Here is a 6,162-nt window from a genome sequence, read left to right on the forward strand (position 1 = left end):
TGCTCCTCCCTGAATTTTGTCATTCCCATGCAAGACGAAAACGATCTCTCCCAATTTTTTGCCAATGGCTTTGCGCCGGACGATTTGCCGTCGATGGCGAGTCTGTTGCGCGCTCGGCATTATCTAGATGCGTTTATTACGCTGTTTCGCGGTGGCGATGATGAAGTGCTGGTTCGGTTGTTGATTTTGCGTGAAATTGGCGCGCGCGCTGATGCGCCGCGCTGGTCGCCGCAAGATTTGCAAACGCATTTTTCTTATTTAAATTCGATCAAGCTCGATACGGTACTCAAGCGCCTGCGCGAAAACGGGCTGCTGATTTGGGATGGCGACGAGCAACTCTATGCGATGTCCGAATCTGGCCGCGTTGCGCTGGCAGCGTTGGGTACGGTGGTACAGTTTGCCGAGGGCGATGCTGAACTTGGCTATTTGACATCGCAAGTGGCGGCGGGGCAATCGCTCGGCCAAGTGTCGAATGAAGTCTTGCTCAATCTGCTCGCACGTTTGAATGAGTTGTACGCCGATTTTGAAACCGCACTTGAATCGCAATCCGAATTCCAAATTCGCGCCGCGCGAGAAAAACTCGAAAAAGTCTGGCAGTGGGTTGAAAAAGGTACCGATGTGATTCGCACGGTGTTGGCCGATGAAGAAACCGATCCGCGCGTGTATCAAATCGCCCAATCGATTGCCTTGGCGCAAGCCAGAATGTTGCGTTTGACCTCGGTGTTTCATCGTCGCTTGTCTGAATTGGCATCGCAGCGTGTGCATTTGGGGCAGTCGGGCTTATCGACGACCAATGTCGCCGATTGGTTGCGCCAGCAAACTCAGGAAAAACTCGCTGATTTAGGTCGCGATTTGGTCTTATTCCATCCCGAACCCGCGTTTGTCGTCTCGGACGTACTGCTGGATATTACCGAGTTTGAAATTTTGGAGCGCGAGCGCCCGGTGAATGTCGTCAGTGAAATGCCGCAGGGTGCGGCGGCGCAAGTGGTTGGCGAGATTGAGGCCGAACGATTATTGCTCGCCGAGTCTTTGTATGAAGAGTTGCAGCACATGGCCGCGAACGGGCTAGCTGCTGATTTGCCAGCAGCCGTGCTGGCCCCGACTTACAAAGAAACGGCATATCGACTTTCGCTGTTGTCGCTGCTCGGTGACGCTGAAGCTGCGCTAGAAAAAAGCATCGTCGCCGAAATTGTCAAATTACCGTTAAGCATTGAAATTAGCGGCGAATTGCACGAGCCCGATCATCCCGAAGTCGCCAGCATTAGCGCTGGGCGACTGTTGTCTACTGTTTTGAATAAGGCTGATAAGTAATGGATCAAGCCCTGAATATTTTAGTCGCTCGCCTACTGGCGCAGCGTTTTGTATTACGCAAAGACCCGCTCGCGCGCCGCGCTTTGATTGACGAAGCGTTTCGTGAGTCACTTGAGCATCGTCTGGCCGATTGCGGTCTGCAATTATTGGAAAATCCTTACGCCGAACACATCGCGGTGGCGCTGCAGCCGCAAATGGAAGAATGGGTGTTTGGTGAAGGTGAAAACTGGCTGTCGAACAATATGGGTTTGCCGCGCGATGGGATTGCGCTGCTGGTTGTAGTGTGGGCGCTGATTATTTTGCCTAAACGCGAACGGCAAATCGCCCGCGTTGAAGTCGGTAACGAAGATCAAAGCGATATGTTTGGCGCGGAAAAACCGATTGAGCATGGTGAAGGCGTGGCGCAAGGCATCTCGGAAGACGCGCTGTACGCGGATTTTGGCAAAGTGCTTGGCGGTAAAATGCGCTTTGCGACCAATTTGGCGCAACTTTCGAAACTGGGCTTCGTGGTGCGCCGCAATCGGATGATTCACGAAGGTCCGCTACTCGATCTAATGATCGACTACGCCAAACTCGCGCCACGCATTATCAATGGCGCGCTGGCGGATATTTTGCAGTTGACTGATACGCAGATCATTGCAGAAACGGAGGAAAACTAATGTTCCAGATTAAAACTTTGGAAATGGTGCATTGGGATTTCTGGCAAAGAATTTCAGTGCCGCTCGATGCGCAGATTGTGACGGTGGTGGGGCCCAATGGTTCGGGTAAAACCACGCTGCTCGATGCACTGCGAACGATGTTGGCGCTGAAATGCTCGGGTCGTCGTGATTACAAGCGTTATGTGCGTAATAACAAAGAAAATATCGCGTGGTTGCGTGCGGTGGTGAGCAATCCAAAGCGCACTGGCGGTGGTTTTTTTCCGTATTTGTTTTTCCCGCTGGCCAGTGAGACGGTGACGTTGTTTTGCCGAATTAAAAAGCAGGGTGGTGACTGGGTGCGGCAGTATGCGATTGCCGAAGGTGATGCTCCGCTCGATGGTACGACCGAGAATAATCTGCAATGGCTGGGGGTGGGTGATTATCGCCGCCGCTTGGAGCAGGCGGGTTTAACTCCGGCTATTGCTGAGGTATTGGCCTTGGAGCAAGGTGATACCGATAAGCTATGCGAATACTCCCCTAAAACACTGTTGGATTTAGTGTTTCAGGTATTTGGCGACAAAGAAGTGCTCGATCATTACAGCGAGGCCAAACTGCGTTTGCGTGAGGCCGAGGGTGAGTTGGATAAGATGAACCAGCAACTGTCGCAGCTTGGTTTGGACGTTGAGCGTTTCCGTCTGCGTGCCAGTAGCTATCTGGAATGGTGTTCGTTGACCACGGATACCGCACGCCTGGAGCAAGAAGTGATTCCGGCGCTGCAAGTGGCCGAGGCGCAGGAAAACTTGCGGACTTATTTGACGCAATTTAAGCAAAACCGCCGTAGCCTCTGGCATCGCCGTGGTGATTTGGCGCAGCTGGAAAAGCAGCTTGCGGTGGCGCGCACTGCTGCGCAGCAAACCTTGCAAGGCGAATCGCAAAGTAAGGCCGATTATGATTTGCAGTTTCAGGCTTTCCAAGCGGTGCGCGATGCCGCGCGCGATACCGAAAAACTGATTAAAGAAGGTGAGCGCTTGCGCGAACTCGCTGAGCGCGAGCATGGTGCTGATGCCGTTGGCTTGAATGACCGCTTGGCTGAGCTCAAGCAGCAAGAGGGCGATTTGAAGCTGTGGCTAAAAAATGCCAAAGAAGAACGTCAACAATTGTCTGAAGCGCAATTTGCGTTGCAAGCGGGTAAAGCGCCGTCGCCAGAATTCGTGCGGCAAATGCGCTCAGCACTCGATGCGGCCGGTATTCCGCATCAATTGCTGACTGAAATTTGCGAAGTGAAAGACAGCACTTGGCAAGATGCGGTAGAAGCCTTGCTCGCGCCATCGAAGCATTTGATCTTGTTGCAGCGCGAAGCGGATAAGCAGCGCGCTTGGGAAGTGGGCGAACGCTTGCGTTATCGTAGCTTTATTGTGTCTGAGCGTGAGCCTGCGCCGCGTGCGACCTTGGGTTCGATTTTAGAAATTCTTGATTTTAAAGCCCCGGTGCCTGCATGGCTGACGCGGCAATTGAATGGCATTCAGCGCGTAAAATCTGTTGAGGCGGGGGCTCGGATTAATGGTGACTGGATTACGCGTGAGGGGTATCTGCGCGAACGCCGCGGTGCACGTTTTATTGGGGTTGATACCCGTGATTATGCCTTTGGTGAAGCAGCACGGCATACGCGTTTATCGGACATCGCTTCGCGCTTGAAAGCATTAAACGAAGAAATTCTGAATAAAGAAGCTGACCTGAGTAGCTTAATGCGCGACATCGCGGCGATTACTCAGCAGCTGATGGGTATGCAAGCTGTGGTGCAATTGGCGAGCCGCCAAGCGGAATTGGCATCAGCCGCCGCGCGTTACCCAGAAGAGCAAGCCGCTGTGCAGCGTTTGGGCGCGGAATTGGCCGCAGCGCAAGCCGCTCTGGAATCGTCACGCGAAGGTCGTGCTGATTTGCGTTTGGGCGCGCAAAAAATTGAAATCGAGCGTGATCAATTGCAGCGTGCGATTGATGAAATGCAGGCGCAATTACAGCGCCAACGCAATGAAATCAGTCGTCAACTCGGCATGATTCGCGTTTTGAAAGAAAAAGCCTTGCCTGCTTGGCTGGTGCCAGCGACATTGCGCCAGTTGAAAGAAGACTACAACAGTGTGTCCGAAGTGCGCCATATGATTGCGCGTCAGACCGAGCAACTCAGCCAAGCGCATTGGGAAAAAGACGAAACCATCGTACAGCGCCGCGATAAGTTGCTTAATGATTACAAAGCGCTGGAGGGGGAGTCGGTCGGTCACCGGCAAGAGGTGGAGCGCACCGCGCAGCTGACCGACGAAGCACGCGCTGCGTATATTAATAAATTACGTGCAACAGTGCGTGCGTATGGCCGAAATGTTAAAGGTTTGGGTGAGTTGGCAGGGATTGACGTTGAACTCGATATGCCACATCTGGAAAACGACGATGTGGTGCTGGCGCAGGCTGGCCTGACGGCACGTTTCAATTTCGATCAAAAAGGCATGATGGGTTTGAACGATGGCGAAGCGTCAGGCGGTCAGCAGGTGATGAAATCGCTCATTCTGTTGATTGGTTTAATGATGGACGAAAGCAATCCATCCGGCTTTGTGTTTATCGACGAGCCATTCGCGCATTTGGATATTTTCAATATTGACCGCGTCGGCGCGTTCCTGAAAGCGACGAATGCACAATATTTGATTACCACGCCACTGACTCACAATACCAATGTGTATGGACCAGCTGAACTGACCTTAACAACGCGGAAAAAGCGTCCGGGCGAAACTTGGGCGCCGCTCATTATGCAAACGCGCCGTCGTATCGAGCAAAATGTGTTTGATGCGAGTAAAGTGTAAACAACGATTTAGTTTTTAAAAGAAGAACTCAGTGCTACAAATTTTTAATTTTTTTGCTCCTTGCCCACGCGGCCTTGAAACTGTGCTGGAAAAAGAGCTTGAGGCCCTAGCGGCAAAGAAAATCCACGTGACCGATGGCGGCGTGGCTTTTTCTGGCCCATGGACTTTGATGTACAAAGCTAATTTGTATTCTCGTGTAGCCAGCCGTGTACTCTGGAAGTTAGTTGAAAAACCTTATCGTTCCGAAGATGATATTTTTCGCTTGGCGCGTGATACTGAATGGGCGGAGATTTTCTCTGTGAATAACACCATTAAAGTGAGCGTTACAGCGGTGCGTTCGCCAGTGCGCAGTACCAATTTCATTGCTTTAAAGGTAAAGGATGGTATTTGCGACCGTTTTCGCTTGAAATGCGGCAATCGCCCAAGTGTCGATACTGAAGCGCCGGATATGCGAATCCATGCTTATTTGTCGGAAAAAACGGTCACGCTGTACTTGGATACTTCGGGAGAGGCGCTGTTTAAACGTGGTTATCGTGTAGAAACTGGTGATGCGCCATTGCGTGAAAACTTGGCGGCAGGGATTTTGTCGCTCAGTGGTTGGACGCCGGATCAGGCGTTTTACGATCCAATGTGCGGTTCCGGTACCTTCTTGGTTGAGGCCGCGATGATGGCGCGTCGCATTGCACCGGGTAAAGATCGCCAGTTTGCATTCCAAAAAATGCGCATGTTCGATCAAACGTTCTGGCAAAGTATTTTGGCAGAAGCAAAAGCACAAGAGTTGAGCGCTGCACCGAATCTCATTATGGGGAGTGATGTATCAAGCACGGTGCTGGTTCATGCTAAAGCGAATATCGAAGCAGCGGGTATGCAAGAGAGTATTCAGTTAAAACAATTGAATGTACTCGATGCAAAACCGCCTGCTGAATCCGGCATCTGGGTCTGCAATCCACCATATGGTGCGCGGATGGATGAAAAAGAGCACCTGGCAACTTTATATCCACAATGGGCTACTGTATTAAAGCAGCGCTTTGCTGGTTGGAACACTTATTTTCTCACCGCAGATTTGGACATGCCAAAACATATGCGTTTAAAGGCTTCAAAACGTACGGTTTTATTCAATGGCCCATTAGAATGTCGCTTGTTTGAATATAAAATGGTGGCTGGCGGCAACCGAGATAAGCCAAAAGCAGAATAATTGGAGCTGCTTCACTGGTTTATGGCAAAGATTTTAATAAAAGGGCGCGGCAGCGCCCTTTTGTATTTGTAGTTTTACTTCAGTTTTTCGTCGATTTGCTTCCTATTTAAATCAACAACTTATCATCTTGCTTGGGTTTTCTTTGTCTTTAGGTGTTGACGTGCCTCGGTCA

At 51.1% G+C, this 6,162-nt stretch carries 4 protein-coding genes; all 4 read left to right on the plus strand.

The window, feature by feature from the left end; all coding sequences use genetic code 11:
- Positions 1-27: 27 nt before the first annotated feature.
- Genes GM173_RS14485 through GM173_RS14500 form a run of 4 tightly spaced genes read left to right on the plus strand, consistent with a single transcriptional unit; the run spans position 28 to position 5,990 of the window.
- Positions 28-1,311 carry a hypothetical protein gene (locus tag GM173_RS14485; RefSeq protein ID WP_203572103.1) on the plus strand — a complete coding sequence of 428 codons (1,284 nt, stop codon included), beginning with the start codon at positions 28-30 and terminating at the stop codon, positions 1,309-1,311.
- The gene (locus tag GM173_RS14490; protein WP_203572104.1) at positions 1,311-1,970 is read left to right on the plus strand and encodes a hypothetical protein; all 660 of its coding nucleotides are present in this window, start codon (positions 1,311-1,313) and stop codon (positions 1,968-1,970) included. Before GM173_RS14485 ends, GM173_RS14490 begins: the two co-directional genes overlap by 1 nt.
- The gene (locus GM173_RS14495; RefSeq protein WP_203572105.1) at positions 1,970-4,795 is read left to right on the plus strand and encodes an ATP-binding protein; all 2,826 of its coding nucleotides are present in this window, start codon (positions 1,970-1,972) and stop codon (positions 4,793-4,795) included. Before GM173_RS14490 ends, GM173_RS14495 begins: the two co-directional genes overlap by 1 nt.
- 31 nt (positions 4,796-4,826) lie before the next feature.
- Positions 4,827-5,990 carry a THUMP domain-containing class I SAM-dependent RNA methyltransferase gene (locus tag GM173_RS14500; RefSeq protein ID WP_308439610.1) on the plus strand — a complete coding sequence of 388 codons (1,164 nt, stop codon included), beginning with the start codon at positions 4,827-4,829 and terminating at the stop codon, positions 5,988-5,990.
- Positions 5,991-6,162: the final 172 nt, after the last annotated feature.

Origin of the sequence: Deefgea chitinilytica (assembly GCF_016881405.1) — a bacterium.
Classification (GTDB): domain Bacteria; phylum Pseudomonadota; class Gammaproteobacteria; order Burkholderiales; family Chitinibacteraceae; genus Deefgea; species Deefgea chitinilytica.

What these genes read in the sequence shown, in the direction of transcription:
- GM173_RS14490 (WP_203572104.1), top strand. Translation starts at nt 1,311, where the DNA reads ATGGATCAAGCCCTGAATATTTTAGTCGCTCGCCTACTGGCGCAGCGT.
- GM173_RS14495 (WP_203572105.1), top strand. Translation starts at nt 1,970, where the DNA reads ATGTTCCAGATTAAAACTTTGGAAATGGTGCATTGGGATTTCTGGCAA.
- GM173_RS14485 (WP_203572103.1), top strand. Translation starts at nt 28, where the DNA reads ATGCAAGACGAAAACGATCTCTCCCAATTTTTTGCCAATGGCTTTGCG.